This window comes from Rhodoferax sp., from assembly GCF_034519335.1.
Classification (GTDB): domain Bacteria; phylum Pseudomonadota; class Gammaproteobacteria; order Burkholderiales; family Burkholderiaceae_C; genus Allorhodoferax.
The window spans coordinates 137,044-154,914 of record NZ_JAXHOL010000038.1 but is presented as its reverse complement, the minus strand read 5'-3'; the positions used below and the strand labels follow the sequence as shown (position 1 = coordinate 154,914).

19 protein-coding genes are annotated in these 17,871 nt (G+C 58.1%); 15 read left to right on the top strand and 4 right to left on the bottom strand.

The window, feature by feature from the left end; genetic code table 11:
- Positions 1-4 precede the first annotated feature (4 nt).
- From fabF to acpS, 13 genes are all read left to right on the top strand, one after another.
- On the top strand, positions 5-1,249 hold the full coding sequence (fabF, locus tag U5O12_RS17320; RefSeq protein WP_322579848.1) for a beta-ketoacyl-ACP synthase II: 1,245 nt from the start codon (positions 5-7) through the stop codon (positions 1,247-1,249).
- Positions 1,250-1,752: 503 nt separating this feature from the next.
- On the top strand, positions 1,753-2,373 hold the full coding sequence (rpoE, locus tag U5O12_RS17315) for an RNA polymerase sigma factor RpoE (RefSeq protein ID WP_322579847.1): 621 nt from the start codon (positions 1,753-1,755) through the stop codon (positions 2,371-2,373).
- Between the two features lie 11 nt (positions 2,374-2,384).
- On the top strand, positions 2,385-2,972 hold the full coding sequence (locus U5O12_RS17310) for a sigma-E factor negative regulatory protein (protein ID WP_322579846.1): 588 nt from the start codon (positions 2,385-2,387) through the stop codon (positions 2,970-2,972).
- Positions 2,973-2,977: 5 nt separating this feature from the next.
- Positions 2,978-3,964, top strand: a complete 987-nt coding sequence (locus U5O12_RS17305) for a MucB/RseB C-terminal domain-containing protein (RefSeq protein ID WP_322579845.1) — start codon at positions 2,978-2,980, stop codon at positions 3,962-3,964.
- 71 nt (positions 3,965-4,035) lie between these two features.
- The gene (locus U5O12_RS17300) at positions 4,036-5,493 is read left to right on the top strand and encodes a Do family serine endopeptidase (RefSeq protein WP_416221514.1); all 1,458 of its coding nucleotides are present in this window, start codon (positions 4,036-4,038) and stop codon (positions 5,491-5,493) included.
- 475 nt (positions 5,494-5,968) lie between these two features.
- Entirely contained in the window at positions 5,969-7,780 is a 1,812-nt protein-coding gene (lepA, locus tag U5O12_RS17295) for a translation elongation factor 4 (protein ID WP_322579843.1), read from the top strand.
- Positions 7,780-8,745: a signal peptidase I gene (gene lepB, locus U5O12_RS17290; protein ID WP_322579842.1), complete on the top strand. Its 966-nt coding sequence runs from the start codon at positions 7,780-7,782 to the stop codon at positions 8,743-8,745. Before lepA ends, lepB begins: the two co-directional genes overlap by 1 nt.
- Before the next feature lie 35 nt (positions 8,746-8,780).
- The gene (locus U5O12_RS17285) at positions 8,781-9,134 is read left to right on the top strand and encodes a DUF4845 domain-containing protein (RefSeq protein ID WP_322579841.1); all 354 of its coding nucleotides are present in this window, start codon (positions 8,781-8,783) and stop codon (positions 9,132-9,134) included.
- 1 nt (position 9,135) lies between these two features.
- On the top strand, positions 9,136-9,822 hold the full coding sequence (rnc, locus tag U5O12_RS17280; protein WP_322579840.1) for a ribonuclease III: 687 nt from the start codon (positions 9,136-9,138) through the stop codon (positions 9,820-9,822).
- A gap of 92 nt (positions 9,823-9,914) precedes the next feature.
- The gene (gene era, locus U5O12_RS17275) at positions 9,915-10,874 is read left to right on the top strand and encodes a GTPase Era (protein ID WP_322579925.1); all 960 of its coding nucleotides are present in this window, start codon (positions 9,915-9,917) and stop codon (positions 10,872-10,874) included.
- A 116-nt stretch (positions 10,875-10,990) separates the two neighbouring features.
- The gene (gene recO, locus U5O12_RS17270; RefSeq protein ID WP_322579839.1) at positions 10,991-11,740 is read left to right on the top strand and encodes a DNA repair protein RecO; all 750 of its coding nucleotides are present in this window, start codon (positions 10,991-10,993) and stop codon (positions 11,738-11,740) included.
- Positions 11,741-11,754: 14 nt separating this feature from the next.
- The gene (locus U5O12_RS17265) at positions 11,755-12,504 is read left to right on the top strand and encodes a pyridoxine 5'-phosphate synthase (protein ID WP_322579838.1); all 750 of its coding nucleotides are present in this window, start codon (positions 11,755-11,757) and stop codon (positions 12,502-12,504) included.
- Between the two features lie 10 nt (positions 12,505-12,514).
- Positions 12,515-12,910 (top strand): holo-ACP synthase, encoded by a 396-nt coding sequence (acpS, locus tag U5O12_RS17260; RefSeq protein WP_322579837.1) that lies wholly within the window; start codon positions 12,515-12,517, stop codon positions 12,908-12,910.
- A gap of 8 nt (positions 12,911-12,918) precedes the next feature.
- On the opposite strand, the gene U5O12_RS17255 is transcribed toward acpS, so the two are convergent.
- Positions 12,919-13,563 carry a hypothetical protein gene (locus U5O12_RS17255; protein WP_322579836.1) on the bottom strand — a complete coding sequence of 215 codons (645 nt, stop codon included), beginning with the start codon at positions 13,561-13,563 and terminating at the stop codon, positions 12,919-12,921.
- Between the two features lie 236 nt (positions 13,564-13,799).
- Between U5O12_RS17255 and nagZ the strand changes: the two genes are divergently transcribed.
- Positions 13,800-14,903 (top strand): beta-N-acetylhexosaminidase, encoded by a 1,104-nt coding sequence (gene nagZ / locus U5O12_RS17250; RefSeq protein ID WP_322579835.1) that lies wholly within the window; start codon positions 13,800-13,802, stop codon positions 14,901-14,903.
- The gene (gene rrtA / locus U5O12_RS17245) at positions 14,896-15,498 is read left to right on the top strand and encodes a rhombosortase (RefSeq protein WP_322579834.1); all 603 of its coding nucleotides are present in this window, start codon (positions 14,896-14,898) and stop codon (positions 15,496-15,498) included. Before nagZ ends, rrtA begins: the two co-directional genes overlap by 8 nt.
- Here the strand turns inward: rrtA and U5O12_RS17240 are convergent.
- Genes U5O12_RS17240 through U5O12_RS17230 form a run of 3 tightly spaced genes read right to left on the bottom strand, consistent with a single transcriptional unit; the run spans position 15,436 to position 17,813 of the window.
- Positions 15,436-17,073 (bottom strand): S8 family peptidase, encoded by a 1,638-nt coding sequence (locus tag U5O12_RS17240; RefSeq protein ID WP_322579833.1) that lies wholly within the window; start codon positions 17,071-17,073, stop codon positions 15,436-15,438. The two genes, rrtA and U5O12_RS17240, sit on opposite strands and share 63 nt — an antisense overlap.
- Positions 17,070-17,471 carry a hypothetical protein gene (locus U5O12_RS17235; RefSeq protein ID WP_322579832.1) on the bottom strand — a complete coding sequence of 134 codons (402 nt, stop codon included), beginning with the start codon at positions 17,469-17,471 and terminating at the stop codon, positions 17,070-17,072. Before U5O12_RS17235 ends, U5O12_RS17240 begins: the two co-directional genes overlap by 4 nt.
- A gap of 12 nt (positions 17,472-17,483) precedes the next feature.
- On the bottom strand, positions 17,484-17,813 hold the full coding sequence (locus U5O12_RS17230) for a hypothetical protein (protein ID WP_322579831.1): 330 nt from the start codon (positions 17,811-17,813) through the stop codon (positions 17,484-17,486).
- Between the last annotated feature and the right edge of the window lie 58 nt (positions 17,814-17,871).

Sequence of the window (17,871 nt, the reverse complement as noted above, 5' to 3'; positions counted from 1 at the left end):
CTCTATGTCCCGTCGCCGTGTTGTTGTCACAGGTTTAGGTTGCATTAGTCCCGTTGGAAATACGGTGACTGAGGCGTGGTCGAATGTGCTGGCTGGCAAGTCGGGCATCGCCACCATCACCAAGTTCGATCCCGAGGCGTTTGCCTGCAAGATCGCCGGTGAGGTGCGCAACTTCGATCTGGAGTCCTACATCAGCACCAAAGAAGCCCGCACCATGGATACCTTTATCCATTACGGCATTGCGGCTGCGGTTCAGGCGGTGCAAGACAGCGGCTTGAAGACGGGTGATGCCTTGGATGAGGAAGAATCCACCCGCATTGGTTGCGTGATTGGCTCTGGCATTGGCGGCTTGCCGATGATTGAGAACACCCACACTGAGTACACCAACCGCGGCCCCCGCCGCATTTCTCCATTTTTTGTGCCGGCGTCCATCATCAATATGACGGCTGGCCATGTGTCCATGCGTTTTGGCTTCAAGGGCCCGAATATCGCTATCGTGACCGCCTGTACTACTGGCTTGCATTGCATTGGCGAAGCTGGCCGCATGATCGAGTACGGCGACGCTGATGTGATGATCGCTGGTGGCTCCGAGGCCACCGTATCGCCTCTGGGCATTGGTGGTTTTGCCGCCATGCGCGCACTCTCCACCCGCAATGACGACCCCGCGACGGCATCGCGTCCTTGGGACAAAGACCGTGACGGCTTTGTGCTGGGTGAGGGCGGCGGCGTGATGGTGCTCGAAGAGTACGAACATGCCAAGGCCCGTGGCGCCAAGATTTATGCCGAGTTGGCTGGCTTTGGCATGAGTGCCGATGCTGGCCACATGACGGCCCCCAATATGGATGGCCCGCGCCGCGCCATGCTGAGCGCCATGCGCAATGCCGGTGTGAACCCGGACCAGGTGGACTACCTGAACGCGCACGGCACTTCCACCCCGCTGGGCGACATCAACGAGTCCAACGCCATCAAGGCGGCGCTGGGTGACCACGCCAAGAAGATGGTGGTCAACTCCACCAAGTCCATGACGGGCCACCTCTTGGGCGGCGCAGGCGGGCTGGAGTCGGTGTTCACCGTGCTGGCGGTGCACCACCAGAAGAGTCCGCCCACCATCAACATCTTCAACCAAGACCCCGAGTGCGATTTGGACTACTGTGCCAACACTGCACGGGATCTGAAGATTGATGTGGCTGTGAAGAATAACTTTGGATTCGGTGGCACCAACGGCACGCTGGTGTTTAAGCGCGTCTGACTCGCGCTTTTTTCTCAAGGGACAATGCACCGGCCTCCTGCGGTTAGCATCCGGGTCGGCCGCTCGCGGTGGCACGCAATGGTGTTGGCTTCGGCTGTACTGCTTGCGGTGATCAGCCTGTGCGTATTGGCATGGAATGCCGGTCCCGAATTCCCGCAATGGGCCGTATGGGGGCAATCCATTTTTGTCTTGGCCACCGCCACATGTGCTGTCGTGGCTTGGCTCCGTGCGCCTATTGGCATCCTGCAGTGGGATGGGGAGCATTGGCTTTGGAGAGGCTCTGAAGAAGCGTCGTTATCGAACTTGCGATTGGTGTTTGACTTCCAGAGATGGATTCTTGTTTCAATCCAAAGTGCGGGAGCCGCCCCCCTCTATTTGTGGTTGGAGCAGACGCATGAAACATCTGCTCAAACCTGGTTGGCCCTGCGTCGCGCCTTGGTGCATTCCACGCTGCCCGGCGTGCTATCCCAGTCGTCATCCTCTGGCCCCGAGGGTTTGCTGCCATGACGGAACCAGCTACCACTCCCAACGATGCTGATTTGCTTTTGGTGGAACGCACCTTGGCGGGGGATCAGCGGGCCTATGGCTTGCTGGTGTTGAAATATCAACGTCGCATACAGAGGTTGGTGGGGCGTATGGTGCGGGATGTGGATCTGGTGGAAGACATTGCCCAGGAAACATTCATCCGGGCCTACCGTGCTCTGCACCAGTTTAGAGGGGATGCCCAGTTTTACACCTGGCTTTATCGCATTGCGGTAAACACAGCGAAGAAGTTCCTTTTGGAACTCAAGCGCAACCCAACAATGTCAGAGAGTTTCTTGTCCTCTGCGGACGAAGATGAAACTTCTGGCACCAAATACGAACCAACGACCGAGGAAACCCCGGAGTCAGAGCTTGCTGCAAAGGAAATTGCCGGTGTGGTGAATGCCGCTATGGATGCATTGCCAGAGGAGTTACGCCAAGCTGTGACCTTGCGAGAGATTGAAGGTCTGAGTTACGAGGAAATTGCTCTGGCCATGGACTGTCCGATTGGAACCGTGCGCTCCCGTATTTTTCGGGCTCGCGAGGCGATCTCGGCCAAAGTAAAGCCCCTGCTGGAAAAGCAAACCGGGAAACGTTGGTAGGAATAGAGTTTATGAGTACGCACAGCCAAGCATTGAATGAGCGCATTTCTGCCTTGATGGACGGAGAATTGCCTGCGGCCGAGCTGGATGCCTTGCTGGCTGAGATGGCGTTACGGGATTCGTCCGCCAACCCCTGGCATCTTTACCATGTGACAGGTGATGTGATGCGTAGCAGCGCCTTGGCGCCACAGCGCACGGATTTGGCATTTTTAGAGCGCTTGGAACACCGCTTGGCACAAGAGTCGGTGGCTTCGCCACCCGTCTTGGTGGCAATGCCCTCAATCGGCAAGGTAGGGGCGTTTTGGAATGTCTCCGCCAATGGCTCTTGGCGCTGGCTTGCAGGCGCCACATTGTCTGTTTTGGTAGGGGTAGTTTCAGTGGGGATCTGGTGGAGCACTGAACCTGCGTCTGCGCCGCAGATATCACAGCTGCCCACAACGGGCGTGGAGGCTGTTGCTCTGCAGGCTGATGGTGTGATGTTGCGTGATCCTGAGTTGGATGCCCTGATGGCAGCCCATCAGCAGCTGGGAGGCCACTCCGCGTGGCAAATGCCCTCGGGCTTTCTGCGCAATGCCACCTTCGAAAGGCCGACGCGGTGAACTTCATGCAACGGTTTGCGGCCGGATTGCTAGCCCTTTTGGTTGGCGGCTTTCCACTGTGGGCAGGTGCTGACGAGGCCCCGCTGAATAGTTGGCTGATGCGTTTGCATGAAGCGTCACGTCACCGCACATATACGGGGACTTTTGTGGTGTCTGCTGCCGGGAAAATGGCCAGCGCGCGCATTTGGCACGTTTGTGACGGGGATCAGCAAGTAGAGCGGGTGGAGTCTTTGAGCGGTACACCGCGAGCGACTTTTCGGCGCAATGACGAGGTAGTGACTTTTTTCCCCGAGTCCAAGGTGGCCGTGTCGGAGAGCCGCGAATCCCTGGGTTTGTTTCCCAACCTTCTCAAGTCGAACGCGGCGGACATCGGTGAGCATTACCAGATGAAGGCTGCAGGCACCGAGCGTATTGCCGGGCTGGATGCTGACATTGTGCAGTTGGTACCCAAAGACTCGTTACGGTATGGCTACCGCGTCTGGAGCGAAAAACGTTCGGGCTTGGTTATGCAACTGCAGACGCTGGACGCTGAGGGCAAAGTACTGGAGCAAGCCGCGTTCTCGGAGTTGCAGCTCGATGCACCGGTGAGCAAAGCCAAGCTCACACAAATGATGTCGGCGACAGAGGGTTACCGTGTTGAGCGCCGTGATTTGCAAAAAACCACGGCCAAGGCGCAAGGCTGGGATATGGCCAAGCCAGTGCCCGGCTTCAAACCCATGGGCTGTTACACCCGTCCCGTAGCACTGCTGGCGGGAGCCTCCGGGCGTACAGAGCAAACCATGCAATGGATGTTTTCTGATGGGTTGGCTACCGTATCGTTGTTTGTAGAGGCCTACGATGCACGGCGCCATAGCCGCGAAGGGGCGACGGAACTCGGTGGTGCGACCCGGACTCATACACGTCGGCTGGAAACTTGGTGGATCACCGCGGTCGGCGAGGCCCCAGCTGCTACTTTGGCTTTGTTCGTTCAGGGCCTAGAGCGAAAAAAATGATTCATCACAAGTTTCGAATCATGTGTCTTAAGTCTGGGTTAAATACAGGGGAAATTGGAGCAATGAAATCTATGCCATTGAAACCGTTGCGAACTTTTTGGGTGGCGGCGTCGCTTTGTCTGGTGGCAACGGGCACTATGCTGCCCGTTGCGTCAGTATCCGCACAAGTCGTGCGTGGCCTCCCCGATTTCACTGACTTGGTGGACCAAGTGGGGCCGTCCGTGGTGAATATTCGCACCCTTGAGAAAGCCAGTTCGCGCGCGCAGCCGGGTGGCCCGGGTGAGGAAGAGATGTTGGAGTTCTTCCGCCGTTTTGGCTTACCTATTCCCAACGTGCCGCGTCAGGCACCTCGCCAAAATAGACCCCAACAGGAAGAGCCGCAACCACGGGGTGTGGGATCGGGATTCATTCTTACCTCTGATGGTCTCATCATGACCAACGCTCACGTGATCGAGGATGCTGACGAAGTGGTGGTGACCTTGACCGACAAGCGTGAATTCAAGGCACGCATCATTGGTGCGGACAAGCGCACCGATGTGGCGGTGGTGAAGATTGACGCATCCGGTCTGCCCGCTGTGAAGGTGGGTGATGTGAGCCGTCTGCGTGTGGGGGAGTGGGTGATGGCGATTGGCTCTCCCTTTGGGCTGGACAATACTGTCACCGCCGGAATTGTGAGTGCCAAGCAACGCGATACCGGCGACTACCTGCCTTTCATCCAGACTGACGTTGCGATCAACCCCGGTAACTCCGGTGGGCCGTTGATCAATATGCGCGGAGAAGTGGTTGGCATCAACAGCCAGATCTACTCGCGCTCGGGCGGTTCTATGGGCATTTCGTTTTCGATTCCCATGGACGAAGCCGTACGGGTGAGCGACCAGTTGCGCAGCAATGGCCGGGTTACCCGGGGGCGCATTGGTGTGCAGATTGACCAGGTCAGCAAGGAAGTGGCTGAGTCCATTGGCTTGGGCAAGCCTGTGGGTGCTTTGGTGCGCGGCGTAGAAGCGGGTTCTCCTGCGGAGAAGGCCGGAGTGGAAGCGGGAGACATCATTACCAAATTTGATGGCAAGACCATTGAGAAATCCAGCGATCTGCCACGTGTGGTGGGCGGCACAAAGCCAGGCTCCAAGAGCACAGTGACGGTGTTCCGTCGCGGCAGCAGCAAAGACCTGAGTGTGGTCATTGCGGAGGTGGAGGGTGACAAACCCGTAGCCAAGGCCTCGAGCAAGGAAGAAAAACCTCGCGCTTCAACGGCGGCGCAAGCGTTGGGTCTGGCCGTGGCAGACCTGACGGATGCGCAGAAGAAAGAAGCCAACCTCAAAGGTGGCGTACGTGTGGAGGCGGCTGCAGAGGCCGCGGCCCGAGCTGGTTTGCGTGAGGGGGATGTGATTGTGCAAATTGCCAATACGGAGATTGCCTCGGTCAAGGAGTTCGAAGCGGCCTTGGGCAAGTTGGACAAGACTAAGCCGCTGAACGTATTGTTCCGCCGTGGTGAATGGACCCAATTTGCCGTGATTCGACCTGGGCGTTAGGTCTTGCAAAACCCTAAACCGCAGTTGGGTTTGGGGTTGTTGGCGAGGTTTCCATCTTTTTTTGAAGGCGGCTGCCCATTCTGCAAGAATGTTGGCAGCCGCTAACTTTGGAGCCTTGTTGAAAGCATTGGTTAGAATACGGGCCTTCTACGGAATGCATTGGATATATGTGTGACCTCAAAGTCCATCATATGGGAAGGTGGAAAGAACCCCACAGTTGATCCACAACTCTCCCACAAGTTGTCCCATGCATATGCATTGGATTTGTTAATAAGCTGTTGATAAGTTTTTTGTTGCGGTGTCGCAACTCCCCTTGAATCAGATTTTTTGGGCTGTGCTCTCTGGACTTTTTGCCTACAATGGGCTTCCAACCTTCGCAGTTGCCAAAGATTGTTGGTTCAGGGCGCGTCGTCTTACGATGCGCCCTTTTTTCTTGCCTGCTCGTTTTAATTCAATCACTTGAAGCTCGTCGTTGATGAATCACATCAGAAATTTCTCGATCATTGCCCACATTGACCACGGCAAATCCACGCTCGCCGATCGCTTGATCCAGCGCTGCGGTGGCTTGGAGGCGCGCGAGATGGAGGCCCAAGTTTTAGATTCGATGGATATCGAAAAAGAGCGTGGGATAACCATCAAAGCGCAGACCGCTGCGCTGCAGTACAAGGCCAAAGATGGTCAGGTCTACAACCTCAATTTGATCGACACACCAGGGCATGTGGATTTTTCGTATGAAGTGAGCCGCTCGCTTTCCGCATGTGAGGGTGCGTTGCTTGTGGTCGATGCCTCGCAAGGTGTGGAAGCGCAGACCGTGGCGAACTGCTACACCGCGCTCGACCTCGGTGTGGAAGTGCTGCCGGTGTTGAACAAGATCGACCTGCCCAATGCCGACCCGGACAATGCGCGCAGCGAGATCGAAGACGTGATCGGCATCGACGCGTCGGATGCGATCGAGTGTTCGGCGAAGACCGGATTGGGTATCGAAGACATTCTGGAGCTGGTGGTGGCGCGGGTTCCTTCACCCAAAGGCAATCCGGACGCACCTCTGCGCGCGATGATCATTGACAGTTGGTTTGATCCGTACGTGGGTGTGGTAATGCTGGTGCGCGTCGTGGACGGGCGTTTGGGCAAGGGCGAGCGCATCAAAATGATGGCGTCGGGTGCGACCTACAACGCGGATAACGTGGGTGTGTTCACCCCCGCTAACCAACCCCGCCAAGCCCTGGAGGCGGGTGAGGTGGGTTACATCATTGCTGGCATCAAGGAGCTACAAGCCGCCAAGGTGGGTGACACGGTGACCCTGGTGAAGTCCGGCACCGGTGGCGCCGCCTTTACCGCCACCGAAGCGTTACCGGGTTTCAAGGAAATTCAGCCCCAAGTGTTTGCCGGTTTGTACCCGACCGAGGCCAGCGAATACGATTCGCTGCGCGATGCGTTGGAAAAACTCAAACTCAACGACGCTTCGCTGCACTACGAGCCCGAGGTGTCGCAAGCTTTGGGCTTTGGCTTTCGTTGCGGCTTTTTGGGCTTGTTGCACATGGAAATTGTGCAAGAGCGCCTGGAGCGAGAATTTGACCAAGACCTGATCACTACCGCGCCCAGCGTGGTCTACGAGGTGATGAAGAACGACGGCGAAGTCATCATGGTGGAGAATCCCTCCAAGATGCCAGAGGTCGGCAAGACGGCCGAAATCCGTGAACCCATTGTCACCATGCACCTCTACATGCCGCAAGAGTATGTCGGCGTGGTCATGACGCTGGCTAACCAGAAGCGTGGCGTGCAGATAAACATGGCCTACAAAGGCCGGCAGGTCGTGTTGACCTACGAAATGCCGTTGGCCGAAATCGTGCTGGACTTTTTTGACAAGCTCAAAAGCGTGAGCCGGGGTTACGCCTCCATGGATTACGACTTCAAGGAGTACCGTGCGGCCGATGTCGTCAAGGTGGATATCTTGCTGAACAGCGAGAAGGTGGATGCCTTGTCCATCATGCTGCACCGCAGCCAAAGCCTGTACCGCGGCCGGGCCGTGGTGGGGAAGATGCGCGAGATCATTTCACGCCAGATGTACGACGTAGCGATCCAGGCTGCCATTGGTGCCAACATCATTGCGCGTGAGACAATCAAGGCACTGCGCAAGAACGTGTTGGCCAAGTGTTACGGCGGTGACATTTCCCGTAAGCGCAAGCTCCTCGAAAAACAAAAAGCGGGTAAAAAGCGCATGAAACAAATCGGCTCGGTGGAAGTACCACAGGAAGCGTTCTTGGCCATTTTGCAGGTGGAAGATTGATGCAAGCGTTGACGGCAGCCGTTCTTGCGGCGTTTGGGCTTTATGCCGGCTCTTGGTACTTTGGTGTGGTCGAGGGCAATTTCGCGCTGTTGTTGTTTATTGCCTCGGTCGTTACCGGTCTGTATTGGCTGGCAGAGCGTTTTTACTTTCTGCCACAGCGCCAGCGCGCGGTGGCTGCATTGGAGGCCAATGACATTCAGCGCCGCACTGAACTCAGCAAAATGGGCATCGCCCAGGTTGACGGTGACATCAACGAAGCCAAAGTCAGGCTGTTGATGCAGCCTTGGTGGCTGGATTGGACCGCTGGATTGTTCCCGGTGATCATTGTGGTCTTCCTGCTGCGCTCGTTTTTGTTTGAGCCTTTCAAGATTCCCTCCGGGTCCATGATTCCTACGCTGTTGGTGGGAGATTTGATTCTGGTGAATAAGTTCACGTATGGTGTCCGCTTGCCGGTGCTCAACACCAAAATCACCGAGGGCAACAAACCCCAGCGCGGGGACGTGATGGTGTTTCGTTACCCACCCAAGCCTAGTTTGGACTACATCAAGCGTGTGGTCGGAGTACCAGGTGATACGGTCGCATATCTGAACAAGCGACTCACCATCAACGGCCAAGTGGTCGAAACGTCGGCCCTGCCAGAGTTTTTTGACGAAGATGCCATGCGGTATTTCAAGCAGTTTGAAGAAACCTTTGGGGACAGAAAACACCGGGTGCTTAATGACTCGGATCGCCCAGCTTTTGTGCCTGGTGCGGACAAGTTCGAGGGCTATGAGGCATGCAGTTACACCGTTGAAGGCGTGACCTGCAAAGTGCCCGAAGGCCACTATTTCATGATGGGTGACAATCGCGATAATTCGCTAGATTCGCGCTATTGGGGCTTTGTGCCTGACCAAAACATCGTGGGCAAGGCTTTCTTTGTCTGGATGAACTTTGGCAACTTCAAGCGCATCGGCGGGTTCAATTGACGTTTCAACGCAAAACATGGGGTAGGGATTCAACAATGACAGTGCAAACCAAATCCAAGCAGCGCGGCATTTCCTTTATCGGCCTGATCTTTGTCGGCGGTGTGCTTGCCATGGCCGGCGTGGTGGCCGCTCAGGTGTTTCCCACAGTGCTCGAATTCATGGCCGTGCAAAAAGCGGTGCAGCGCGCATCGGCAGGCCAGTCTGTGGTGGAGGTGCGCGCCATTTTTGACAAACAAACCGAGGTGGACACCATCAAGTCCATCACTGGCAAAGACTTGGAAGTGGGCAAGCAGGGCGACAAAGTGGTGGTGTCTTTCGCCTACCAGCGAGAGATTCACCTCGTTGGCCCCGCGTTTCTGACGCTCAAGTACACCGGGCAATCCAAATAACGTGGCAGATGGTTTAACCGCGTTGCAGCAGCGCCTGCAACACCAGTTTTCGAACGTTTCCCTGCTGTCGCGGGCACTGACCCACCGCAGCTTTTCGGCCGACCACTACGAGCGCCTGGAGTTCCTGGGCGACTCGGTGTTGGGGCTTGCCATTTCTGATTTGCTCTATGCCCGACTGGGCGCACTGCCTGAGGGCGATTTGTCCCGGGTGCGCGCAAACCTGGTTAAACAAGACACCCTGCACCAGCTTGCCTTAGGCTTGGGACTGCCCGACGTCCTCAAGCTGGGGGAGGGCGAAATGCGCTCTGGAGGTCCCAAGCGTGCTTCCATCTTGGCTGACACGCTGGAAGCCATCATTGGTGCCGTCTACTTGGATGCTGGTTTTGTCAAGGCACAAGCCTTGGTGCATCGCCTGTTTGAAGCGGTCGAGATCAACCCGCAAATGGAGGCCATTGGCAAGGACCCCAAAACCGAGTTGCAGGAGTGGCTGCAGGGTCGCAAAATGAAGTTGCCCGTGTACACCGTGGTGGGCACCCTGGGCGCGGCCCACAAACAAAGCTTTGATGTGGAGTGCGAGATTCCGGAGCTCCGCCTGTCCGAGCGCGGTATTGGCGGTTCGCGTCGTGCTGGAGAACAGGCTGCCGCGGCGGCCATGCTGCAAACCATCAAGTCAAAGGTCAAACCATGAATGCTCCTAAAAAAATAGCTGCTGGCGCAGAATCCACGGGGGCTAAGGGCCAAAGAGACTCTAAACCTGAAGTGCAGGAAGACCTGGATGCCATGCTGCAGGGCCTGCTCAAAAGTACGCCCAAGCTGGCCCAGCCCGGCGACACCGCTGGGAGTCAGCGTTGCGGCTTGGTGGCCATCGTGGGCAAGCCCAACGTAGGCAAGTCCACGCTGTTGAACGCCTTGGTAGGCCAAAAGATCAGCATCACCTCGCGCAAGGCGCAGACCACGCGCCACCGTATTACCGGTATGCACACGCTGGGCAACACTCAGTTTGTGTTTGTCGACACTCCGGGTTTTCAGACCCTGCATGCCAATGCGCTCAACAAGTCGCTGAATAAAACCGTGCAGGGCGCGGTGGCGGACGTCGATTTGATTTTGTTTGTGGTGGAAGCCGGCAGCTTTACACCTGCCGATGCCCGTGTATTGGCACTGCTGGGCAAAGACATTCCCACGCTGCTGATCGCCAACAAGCTGGACAATGTCCATCGCCGTGGCGACATTGCGCCTTGGTTGCAAACCATGACCGACAAACACCAGTTTGCCGAGTTTGTCCCCATGTCGGCCAAGAATGCCAAAGACATTCCGCGTTTGCTCACCATTTGTGAGAAATACTTGCCCGAACAGGCTTGGTGGTACGCCGAAGACGAATTGACCGATCGCAGCGAGAAGTTTTTGGCCAGCGAGTTGGTGCGCGAAAAACTGTTCCGCCTCACCGGGGATGAGCTGCCCTACACCTCGACGGTCATCATCGACAAGTTTGAAGAAGAGCCGCCGCAGAAGAAAGGCCAGAAGCGCCTGCTGCGCATTGCTGCCACCATCGTGGTGGAGCGCGACACCCACAAGGCGATGGTGATTGGCGACAAGGGCGAACGCATCAAGCGCATTGGCATGGAAACCCGCGTGGAGCTGGAAAAGCTGGCCGACGCCAAGGTCTTTCTGGAGTTGTGGGTCAAGGTCCGTTCGGGCTGGGCCGATGACGAGGCGCGCGTCCGTTCTTTCGGGTATGAATGAATACACCCCCCGGCTTGCTCGCGTCGCGTAGCCGCTTTTCCTCTTGCAGGGGGCAACGCCAGCGGTCCGGCGAAGCCGGTTGCACGGTGTTCGCTGGATTGAAGACACGCTAGCGTATGGCTACCAAGCGCATCTCCGACGAGCCCGCGTATGTGCTGCATCGCTACGACTGGAGCGAGTCCAGCCTGATTCTGGAAGTGTTCACCCGCCACTACGGGCGCATTGCGCTGGTGGCCAAGGGGGCAAAAAAGCCCAGCTCCAGCTTTCGCCCCATCTTGTTGCCGCTGCAGCCCCTGCATGTGGCCTATGGTGGCGACGCGGAAATCCGTACCTTGCGCAGTGCCGAGTGGCAGGGCGGCCATGTCATGCCCACGGGCGACGCACTGCTCTCGGGCTACTACCTCAATGAACTGCTGTTGACCCTGCTGGCGCGGGATGACCCGCATGCCCTGCTGTTCGATGTGTATGCGAATGTGGTGCAGATCATTGCCAGCGAACATGGCGAAGTGCTGCAGGGTGCGCTGCGCACTTTCGAGTTGCTGCTGCTGCGCGAGGTGGGTTTTTTGCCCCGGCTGGACGTGCAGACCATGACCCTGGGCGCGTTGGCGCCCGATGTGCACTATGTGCTGGTACCCGAAGGCGGCTTGCGCCAGGCCCATGCCGAGGACCGGGCCAGCCTGACGGGCGCGCAGTGGTTGCGCCTGCAAGATGCTTTGCACGACGAGGCCCCGTTCACCACCACGCTGCGTGCCTGTGCTGAGCTGATGGGTGCCCTCAAACCCCAGTTGCGAGCGCTGCTGCACTACCATTGCGGCGTCAAGACGCTGCGTACGCGGCAGATGATGATCGACATTCAGGCACTCTAGGCAGGCCCCCAACTATGACAACCCATCTCTCGGTCAATCTCAACAAGGTAGCGTTGGTGCGCAACACCCGCCACCTGGGCATCCCCAGCGTCACGCGCGCGGCCACGCTGTGTTTGCAGGCGGGCGCAGCGGGTATCACGGTGCACCCACGGCCCGATGCACGCCACATCCGCGCGCAGGACGTACTGGACTTGGCCGAGCTTTTGAAGGCTTGGCCGGACCGCGAATACAACGTGGAAGGCAATCCCTTCCACAACCTCATGGACTGTGTGCGCGACCTGCGCCAGCGTGGTCTGCCGGTGCACCAGGTGACCTTTGTGCCCGACAGCGAAGGCCAATTCACCAGTGACCATGGTTGGGTGTTCCCCGACGATGCTGTGCGTCTCACGCCCCTGATTGACGATGCGCACGCGCTTGGCTTGCGCGTGAGTTTGTTCATGGATGCGGACCCGGCTGCCATGGCTGCCGCCAAGGCTGTGGGGGCGGACCGCATTGAGCTCTACACCGAGCCCTATGCCGCAGCCTGGGGCACGGCAGAGCAGGGTACCGAACTCGCACGTTTTGCCGCTGCTGCGCAGGCGGCGCTAGATGTGGGGCTGGGCGTGAATGCGGGTCACGACTTGAACCGTGACAATCTGGCCGCGTTTGCCCAACAGGTGCCAGGTCTGCTAGAAGTCTCGATAGGCCATGCGTTGATTGCCGATGCGTTGGAGCTGGGCTACGGCGCCACCATCAAGGCCTACCTGGCATGCCTGGGGCAGTAAGGCGCCGCGTGTGATCTACGGCATCGGTACCGATATCTGTGATGTGCGGCGCATCCGCGCCAGCCTGGACAAACATGGCGAGCGTTTTGCGGCCAAGGTGCTGTCCGATGCCGAGTTCAAAACCTGGAAAGCGCGCAGCACGCGCTGGCCCGAGCGCGGAGTTCGCTACCTCGCCACGCGTTTCAGCGCCAAAGAGGCCTTCAGCAAAGCCATTGGCCTGGGCATGCGCATGCCCATGACCTGGAAGCTCTGCGAGATTGCCAATGAGCGCAGTGGCAAACCCGTCATCGTGCTGTATGGCGGGCTCAAAGACTGGTTTGAGTCCAAGGCGCTGAAGGTGCACATCACCGTGACCGACGAGACCGACTACGCCGCCAGCTTTTGCGTGGTGGAGACCACGCCTTAGCGCGCTAGCTACAGCTTGCCGTACTGGGTGCCGCCAATCATGATGCCGCCGTCCAGCGGCGCCAAGTCAGACTGGTATTCCAGATCACCCACATGCACCGCGGGCAAGGTCGCGCCACGCTGCAGGGCTTCCATGAAAGCAGCCTGTTCTTCGGCAGAGATCGCTTGGTAACCTGCACGCGATAACGTGCCGCTGGGGCGGTTGTTTTCGGCGCTTTGCCCCACGGGTTCAAAACCGCCTCTGCGGGCCGGATCACTGGCACGCGCATGGCGTTCGAACTGGTCCTCGGTTTCACTGACGCGCCAGTAAATGCCATCAATCAGGATGCCAAAACGCTTGTAGGTGTTGATCCGCATGTCGTGTTCCATCGCCGCAAAACTCTTGGTTTTGCTGTTGGCGCCAGTGACAAACGACTTGGCGACATCAATCATGGCAATGAACCGATGGTGCCGCTCATCCACCGGCATCACTTTGAAGCGGTACATGTGCGATACCACCTCCATGGACAAAAAAGTCTCGCGGATGGATTGGTACAGGCGCTCACGCCGGTAGGCCATGCGCTCCTCAAGCTCCATGCGCCTGACGGCAGGTTCATCGAGTAACACCGCTTGGATGGGTGTATTGCGCTCACGTTTTTTGAGGAATCCAAACACAGTAGATGGCGTTTCCAAGTCTGCGGTAACTGGGCGGCACTGCAAAGCGCCGGCGATTGGAAATGAGTCTATCAGCAGCATTTGGGGCAACCTGTAACAAATTGGTGCAAGACCGATCTGTTACCGCTTTCTTGGGTGGGCGCATTTTTGCAGATTTTAGATATGAAAAATGCCACTGAAGCCCATAAAATATGCGCAAGCAGCTCCTAAATACATAGCAAATTTACCCCGATACCATGACCTTTCACGCCCCTCTCATTATCGATATCGCTGGCACCAGCCTCACCAAACTGGACCGTCAGCGCCTTAAGCACCCGTTGGTCGGCGGCATGATCCTGTTTGCCCGCAACTGGGAAGACCGCGCACAACTCACCGCTTTGTGCCGCGACATCAAAAAGGTGCGTGCCGACCTGCTGATTTGTGTGGACCACGAGGGGGGGCGCGTGCAACGCTTCAAGACCGACGGCTTCACCCACCTGCCACCCATGCGCGCCTTGGGTGAAATGTGGTTGCGCGAAGCGGCTGGGACCGTGTCGGCCAAAAAAGCGGGTCCGCTGGATGCCACCAACGCCGCCACAGCCACCGGCTATGTGCTCGGTGCCGAGCTGCGCGCCTGCGGCGTGGACCTGAGCTTCACCCCGGTGCTGGACTTGGACTATGGGGAGAGCGGTGTGATTGGCGACCGCGCCTTCGCCCGCGACCCGCGTGTCGTGAGCCTGCTGGCCAAAAGCCTGATGCATGGCCTGCACAGGAGTGGCATGGCCAACTGCGGCAAGCACTTCCCCGGCCACGGCTTTGTCAAAGCCGATTCGCACACCGAGGTTCCGGTCGACAAGCGTAGCCTCAAGGCGATCTTGGCGGACGATGCCGCGCCGTATCGCTGGCTCAATACCGTGACCAGCAGCGTGATGCCGGCCCACGTGATTTACCCCAAGGTCGACGCACGGCCCGCCGGTTTTTCCAGCACTTGGCTCAACGACATCCTGCGCGCGCAGTTGGGCTTTACCGGAGCCATTTTCAGTGACGACTTGTCCATGGCAGGCGCCCGCCTGATTGATGGCCAGCAGGTCAGTTGCACCGAAGCTGCCGTGGTGGCACTCAACGCAGGGTGTGATCTGGTGTTGTTGTGCAACCAGTCCATGCCCAGCGCAGAAGGGGGGGGCGCAGCCGTGGATGATTTGATCAACGGGCTTACCGAAGCCCAAGTGAAAGGCCAGTGGCAGGCACTGGAAGCCAGTGAAGCCCGCCGCCGCGCCTTGCTGCCCACCACGTCCGCCCTGGAATGGGATGAGCTGATGGTGCACCCTGACTACATGCAGGCGCTGGACTGGATTGCCTGAAGCGCCTGAGCCTTCGCTGAAGGGCCAGACCTTTGTCTGCGGGCTCTCCTTTGCCCTTGTGTGCGTAGCTGCACAGGGACTGGACGTGGCTGGCATGGCGTTGCAGTTTCAGCGCTTGGCATGGGCGCAGGGGGCTTGGTGGCAGTTATTCACCTCGCAGTGGGTTCATCTGAGTTGGGGGCACTGGCTGGGTAATGTCTTGGGATTCGTGATCGTATGGGCGGGCCTGCGTCTGCGCTTGCCAGCGCGCAGTTTGCTGCTGGTGCATGGCGGGGGCTTATTGGGTGTCATGGCCGTGTTGCTATGGGATACCCAATGCCAGTATTACGCGGGTGCTTCGGGTGCCTTGCACGGCCTGGGGGCAGGCGGCGGCGCGCTGCTTTTGCTTGGGGTATCACGCGGCTGGGGCGTGGCTTGCAGCGTGCTCCTCGCCGCCAAATTGGTGGTGCCGTGGATCTGGCCCGGTGCCACCGTTTCCACGTACGATTTCCCGGTGTACCACCCCGCCCATGTGGCAGGGGCGCTTGGTGGGCTACTGATGGCTTTGTTGGTATCGGGGGCGCATGCCCCAAGTGAAACCAGCAAAAGCCAATAGCCCAGCCAATTCGAGCCAGCCGAAGGCGCCACCTCCGCCGCCCCCGCCACTTGATCTCGCGGGGTTCAGGGCTGCGTGCACAGCCGCATCGGCATCCAGCAGACCGGCGCCACAGCTATTGACGGTGTTGTACTTCCCTACGCAGTAGGTCGCAGCCGGGAAAGCTCTGGCTGAGCTCGTGAGCGCGACGCTGACTTGGTCGGGGGTGATACCCGGAACTGCTTGCATGATCAGTGCCACGGCGCCGGCCACATGGGGCACCGCCATGCTGGTACCTGATTTGACTGAATAGGTGTCAGCAACTGGAGTGGTGGTCCCCGTATTGCTGGTCGACTGAATGAGGGTTCCCGGTGCGCTGATGGTCGTGCCCAAGCCGATGTTTGCCGTAAGTGAACTTTCGCCAGTAGTTGTGTGAGATGTCACTGCAATGACTCCAGTGCAGTTCGCTGGCGCATAGAGTGTGTCGTAAGAAGAGCCATTGCCAGTAGCTGCGATCACAACAGTCCCGGCATTGCGTGCTGCTGTGATGGCTGCCTGGTAGGTTGTTCCGCACGCTCCCGTGCCACCTAAACTCAGATTGATCACGCGTGCGGGTGTTGTGTTGTTGGGAACTCCCGCCACCGCAAGACCTGCAGCCCAACGAATTCCGTCAGCGATGTCCGACACATAACCGCCGCACACACCCAGCACACGCACCGGCAGTATTTTTGCTCCATAGGCCGCGCCGATCACGCCCAAGCCATTGTTCCCCAGCGCCGAAATGGTGCCCGCCACGTGCGTACCATGCCATGACGAATCAGCTATCGGGCAGCCGACACTGGCTGTCGGATTCCAATTGCCCGGGTCCAGCGCATCATTGTCCCGGCCGTTTCCGTCATTGGCAGTGGTGTAAACGCCGATATTGTCTTGGCTAACGAAGTCGTAGCCCGGCAACACATTGCCCCCAAGGTCTGCATGTGACCGGTAACCACCATCCAAGACGGCAACCACCACACCAGCACCATTCAACGTCACACCAGAGGCCGTTCTGTCCCACGCTGCACTGAAGTTCGCGCCACCCACGTTACCAGCTCCCCCGGGTTTCATGCTGGACTGATCGGTCGCAAACAACGGGTCCGTAGGTGTCATTTGTGGATAAGCGCGTTCGTCGATTTCGGCATATTCGACACTGGGATCTTGGGCCAGACGCAGTACCAGGGCATTCATCGTCGTGCGGTCTAGAGCCTCACTGGTCAGTGCAACCGCTGCTTGGCTGGCAGTGGTTTTCAGGAAGTTCAATGCGATGTTCCCCCCCTCCCGGGTTTGCATGGGATGGGCTGCGCCCAAGTCCAGCAGAAGCTGCTCGCTGCTTCTGCCATTGACTGACAGCTCTCTGCCACGGGTCGCAGGCTGGTCCTTGAACTTGACCACCAAGCGGTTGAGCAGCGGTTCTGCAGATCTCTGTGAAATGGCTTGGGGTGTGGCGCGGGAATCAGGTTTGCGGCTGGTGGGCTCAAGGTAAAGCTGCCCCAGTGCGGTGAAAGACACCATACCTAGTGTCAGGGCTGCGGTGATGGTGAGAAATTTGAACTTCATGGCGATTGTTCGAAAGCTTTTTGGTCGAGTTCTACGGCACGAATGCCATTCACAGCCTTCAGCTCCCGCAGCAATTGTTGGCCGGAGGCGGGACTTGGCAGTGTGAAAGTGTAAAGATGGGTGTCAGCAGACAGGCTTCGCACGTAACGTACCTCCTTAGCGTTGCTGTGCGTGGACAGCATTGCCAAAGTGTCGGGGCTCTGTGCGTCCACCAGCGCGGAGAACTGCACGATGACCCGTTGTTGTGCTCTCTGGTTCTGGCTGTTGTCTATCGCGGGAGCCAAGCTTGGAGAGTGAATCTCCGGGCCCGTGGGTCCGCAGGCCGCGATAAGTAAAGCCCAGCCAAGTGCCAAAGGCCATTGGCCCAGCTGCGCTAACCGAGTAGTTGGCTTTTGCATGGCGCGCCCGCTTCACGGCGAGCGATGCAGCCTCGGCGCCGAAAGCGCCACGATTTGATCGGCGGTCGCTTCGTCCACCAAGCGGTTTTTGCTGAGCAGCCCTTTGGTGGTGAGCACACTGCGCAGTTGCTGGAGGTCTTTGACTGTGGGGGCCACTTTGATCTGCGCCAGGGCAGCCTGGTTGTTGCCTCCCTGGATCAGGGCAGCCACTTTCGTGGCCCATATGCTCTGGCGACTCATGGTGCGCTTTACTCCCTTGTTTTGAATATTCGCTGTATTTTGGCACATGCTGCAAACCCAGCCGGCGTAGTTAGCTATCAAATTGCTAGCAATGAATGCCATCCTTGCAGCTTTTCACTGGCAGGCATCCGTTACCATTGCCTGTCCGTATTCAGGGAGT

Excerpts from the sequence above, each read along its gene's own strand:
- fabF (WP_322579848.1), top strand. The coding sequence starts at position 5 with ATGTCCCGTCGCCGTGTTGTTGTCACAGGTTTAGGTTGCATTAGTCCC.
- rpoE (WP_322579847.1), top strand. The coding sequence starts at position 1,753 with ATGACGGAACCAGCTACCACTCCCAACGATGCTGATTTGCTTTTGGTG.
- U5O12_RS17310 (WP_322579846.1), top strand. The coding sequence starts at position 2,385 with ATGAGTACGCACAGCCAAGCATTGAATGAGCGCATTTCTGCCTTGATG.
- U5O12_RS17305 (WP_322579845.1), top strand. The coding sequence starts at position 2,978 with ATGCAACGGTTTGCGGCCGGATTGCTAGCCCTTTTGGTTGGCGGCTTT.
- U5O12_RS17300 (WP_416221514.1), top strand. The coding sequence starts at position 4,036 with ATGCCATTGAAACCGTTGCGAACTTTTTGGGTGGCGGCGTCGCTTTGT.
- lepA (WP_322579843.1), top strand. The coding sequence starts at position 5,969 with ATGAATCACATCAGAAATTTCTCGATCATTGCCCACATTGACCACGGC.
- lepB (WP_322579842.1), top strand. The coding sequence starts at position 7,780 with ATGCAAGCGTTGACGGCAGCCGTTCTTGCGGCGTTTGGGCTTTATGCC.
- U5O12_RS17285 (WP_322579841.1), top strand. The coding sequence starts at position 8,781 with ATGACAGTGCAAACCAAATCCAAGCAGCGCGGCATTTCCTTTATCGGC.
- era (WP_322579925.1), top strand. The coding sequence starts at position 9,915 with ATGCTGCAGGGCCTGCTCAAAAGTACGCCCAAGCTGGCCCAGCCCGGC.
- recO (WP_322579839.1), top strand. The coding sequence starts at position 10,991 with ATGGCTACCAAGCGCATCTCCGACGAGCCCGCGTATGTGCTGCATCGC.
- U5O12_RS17265 (WP_322579838.1), top strand. The coding sequence starts at position 11,755 with ATGACAACCCATCTCTCGGTCAATCTCAACAAGGTAGCGTTGGTGCGC.
- nagZ (WP_322579835.1), top strand. The coding sequence starts at position 13,800 with ATGACCTTTCACGCCCCTCTCATTATCGATATCGCTGGCACCAGCCTC.
- U5O12_RS17240 (WP_322579833.1), bottom strand. The coding sequence starts at position 17,073 with ATGAAGTTCAAATTTCTCACCATCACCGCAGCCCTGACACTAGGTATG.
- U5O12_RS17235 (WP_322579832.1), bottom strand. The coding sequence starts at position 17,471 with ATGCAAAAGCCAACTACTCGGTTAGCGCAGCTGGGCCAATGGCCTTTG.
- U5O12_RS17230 (WP_322579831.1), bottom strand. The coding sequence starts at position 17,813 with ATGGCATTCATTGCTAGCAATTTGATAGCTAACTACGCCGGCTGGGTT.